The organism is Candidatus Obscuribacterales bacterium (assembly GCA_036703605.1).
In the GTDB taxonomy this organism is placed as follows: Bacteria; Cyanobacteriota; Cyanobacteriia; order RECH01; family RECH01; genus RECH01.
Map to the genome: position 1 here is coordinate 1 of DATNRH010000297.1, position 2,500 is coordinate 2,500.

Genomic DNA, 2,500 nt, shown 5'->3' on the forward strand with positions numbered 1-2,500 from the left:
GTTATAGCTTCTGACCACGTCATAAATCCAGGCTCGGCTGTAGCCGGTAACCTCAGCTACCTCAGCGGTACCCTTGCCCAAGTGCAATAGCCAGATGAGCTGATAATGCCCCCGTTCAATCCCGCTCTTGGCGGATTTATAACGCTGCTCCAGTTCCTCAATGGTTAAATGTGGTTCTAGCTTCAGTCGACGCCCCATCTTGCTTTCAGCCTGTTATACAACTCCATTACTCATTCTAGGGTTGATTAGCCGGACTTGGTATAACGCCGTCCTTGGACATATTGGCGGAATGCTGGCAGAAGACTATCCCACGTAATATCGAAGCCCCTCGACCGTCCTGGAAGAGGGGCTTTATCGTGAAAGTTCTCGCGCTTTGTCCGTTCACCAGATTGACACCACCGTTGCTCGACGGTCACTGTTGCTTGATGGTCACCTACTCAGCCAGCAGAACTCAGCCCCCTAGTACTCTGAGGCGGAAGTAGCCCGCCTATTGACGAAGACGGAAACCCTTGTGTGTCCTGGATTCCTTTTCGTTTTTCTGTCTTCGTTCTTCTGTCTTGCGATCCTAGGCCGTTTCCATCCAGTCAAAAATCTTATCAAGCTGTTCCAGGGTAATCAGTCCGTACTGCCACAGCACCATGGGCAACGGATCGGTTTTTTGAATATGGTGGCGCAGGGCGACGGCAATGGAGTCTTCAGGAATGGCCAAGTCGTCTTGCAAAAAGTTGATTAAATGAGCTTGTCGTTCAGTAATGTTCATGAACCAGCAGTTGATCTTCTAATGTGAGTTAATCTAACAGATTTATTAACGTTTGTAACAGCTTCTCAGAATTTGTTACGCCGAATTATACGAGGTCGCTGTCGCTTTTGGATAGATATTGGCTTGAAAAGCGCCATAGCCAAAAGAGATCAGGCAATCGAATCGCAGCAATCATGAAAAAAACTTGGGCACTGCCCGTTGATCCTTACGAATCCTTAGGCGTTTATTGTGACAGGTTTTGGGAAAATCGGATCACTCCTGAGAATTATTCATACAGGTAGAGATGGAGATGTCCTCGATGGAGGCTGGGGATTAGGAGCTGATGCTGCTTGCGATCTTTTTGCCCTCTCTCCAAAACTCTGCGTCTCTTCCACTGTCTAGGAAACCTCATCGTGAGGAGATCTGAGTTGGGGGGATATGACAGTTTTACGGCTGGAACCTGAACGGGAACTGAGCGAGAACTGGGAATTTCGGGATAGTTGGGACGGACGTTTCACCTTGACGGACGCGGCGCAATATCAGAGGATGCGATCGCTTGACCGTAGATGAGGGAGATGAGACGCCATGGCACAGACAACACTTGGCATTGGCATTATTGGCACGGGCTTTGGGCAGAAAATCCATATTCCAGGTTTTCAAGCCCACCATCGCACCAACGTGGCGGCGGTGTACCATCGCGATCGCGCTAAGGCGGAGGCGATCGCTGCTCAGCACAGCATTCCCCATGTGTTTACCTCGGTGGACGAGCTGGTGCAATGCCCGGCGGTGGATGGGGTGAGTCTTTCAACGCCGCCGTTTTTGCACGCGGAGATGGGCCAGGCGGTGCTGCGGGCGGGCAAGCATCTTTTATTAGAGAAGCCTACGGCGCTTTCGGTCGATGAGGCACGACACCTGTTGGCGCTGTCCCAGCAAACCGGGGCGATCGCTGCCCTAGATTTTGAATTTCGCTTTGTGCCGGCCTGGCAACGGTTGGCAGAACTGCTGGCCGAGGGCGTGGTGGGTCAGAAGCGTTTTATTACTATAGATTGGCTGGTGTCTGGACGGGGCGATCCCAATCGTCCTTGGAACTGGTATGCCCAAAAGGATTTAGGCGGCGGTGCTCTGGGGGCGATCGGTTCCCATGTGTTTGACTATCTATTGTGGCTGTTTGGCCCGGCAACGCGACTATGTGGTCAGCTCAGTACAGCGATCGCTACCCGTCCCGACCCGGTGAGCGGTGAGCCTAGGCCCGTCGATGCTGACGACACCTGCCGCATCATGCTGGATCTGGCGGACGGGACGCCCTGTCAGATTGCCCTCAGCGCTGTGACCTATCAAGGGCGAGGGCATTGGCTGGAGATCTATGGCGATCGCGGCACCTTGGTCTTAGGCAGTGATAACCAAAGCGACTATGTTCATGGCTTTAAGCTATGGCTGAGTGAAAACGGTGGCCCATTGACCGAGGTAGAGATTCCCGATCGCCTGCAGTTTCCCCAGACCTACGATGATGGCCGCCTGGCTCCCTTTATCCGCGTGGTCGATCACTGGGTGCAGTGCATTGATCACGGCAAACCGGCGGCTCCGTCGCTGCAGGAAGGTGTATATTCTCAGCTATTGATGGATTTGACCCATGCCTCCCATCAAGCCAGAGCTTGGGTCGATGTGCCATCGTCATAAAGATGAGGGCATTGCTGAATGGTGGGATGATTCCGCAGCATGGTGCATGGAGTTTCAGATCCTATAGCTAACGGTTCATCTCTT

General features: G+C 52.8%; 3 protein-coding genes. 1 reads left to right on the forward strand and 2 read right to left on the reverse strand.

Annotated elements, in window-relative coordinates:
• Together V6D20_06245 and V6D20_06250 are read right to left on the reverse strand one after the other, a co-directional pair.
• A partial coding sequence (locus tag V6D20_06245) for an IS630 family transposase (GenBank protein HEY9815386.1) occupies positions 1 to 198 on the reverse strand: 198 nt, incomplete at its 3' end.
• Between the two features lie 367 nt (positions 199 to 565).
• The gene (locus tag V6D20_06250; GenBank protein HEY9815387.1) at positions 566 to 760 is read right to left on the reverse strand and encodes a DUF2949 domain-containing protein; all 195 of its coding nucleotides are present in this window, start codon (positions 758 to 760) and stop codon (positions 566 to 568) included.
• Between the two features lie 564 nt (positions 761 to 1,324).
• Here V6D20_06250 and V6D20_06255 point away from each other — a divergent pair.
• Positions 1,325 to 2,416, forward strand: a complete 1,092-nt coding sequence (locus tag V6D20_06255) for a Gfo/Idh/MocA family oxidoreductase (GenBank protein HEY9815388.1) — start codon at positions 1,325 to 1,327, stop codon at positions 2,414 to 2,416.
• The last annotated feature ends 84 nt before the right edge of the window (positions 2,417 to 2,500 follow it).

Bases quoted from the DNA above. Each gene is read 5' to 3' on its own strand.
- V6D20_06250 (HEY9815387.1), bottom strand. From the start codon at position 760: ATGAACATTACTGAACGACAAGCTCATTTAATCAACTTTTTGCAAGAC.
- V6D20_06255 (HEY9815388.1), top strand. From the start codon at position 1,325: ATGGCACAGACAACACTTGGCATTGGCATTATTGGCACGGGCTTTGGG.